At 61.0% G+C, this 446-nt stretch carries 1 protein-coding gene; it reads right to left on the reverse strand.

What is annotated here, in order from left to right; translation table 11 throughout:
- A partial coding sequence (locus MUN85_RS12550; RefSeq protein WP_250507004.1) for a hypothetical protein occupies positions 1–446 on the reverse strand: 446 nt, incomplete at both ends.

Consider the following 446-nt stretch of genomic DNA (forward strand, 5'->3'; position numbering starts at 1 on the left):
ACCGGAGTCTCCGCCTCTCTAATGAGGGCTGCTTCGACGTGCGGGAACTCGGTCTGGCTGTAGTGGGGCCGCATCTTCTCCAACGTCTTGATGGCGGTATGCAGGTTTTCTTGGGAGATGCGCGAGGCTGCAGCGGCTTTCAACACGTTCGGGAACTCAGCCTGAGAACGGGCGGTCCGGATCTCGCTGGTGGCAGCATTCTTCGGTATCCGGCGTTCTTCAGCGATCACATCTGCCATGGACAGGCCATCGATCTCGGCAGCACCCGCCTGATCAGCGGCAGCAATAATCTGCGTCCGCAGTGTGGCCACGGCGTTGTAGGCGCGTTCGATGTTGCGTGCCGCGATCAACTTATGCAGCGCCTCCGGCAGGTCAACACCGTTCTCGACCGCTGCCGCGAGGATCCCAATCCCGAGATTCAATAGGCCTTCCGACACGACCGGAGC

It is taken from the genome of Bowdeniella massiliensis, from assembly GCF_023634005.1.
Classification (GTDB): Bacteria; Actinomycetota; Actinomycetes; order Actinomycetales; family Actinomycetaceae; genus Bowdeniella; species Bowdeniella massiliensis.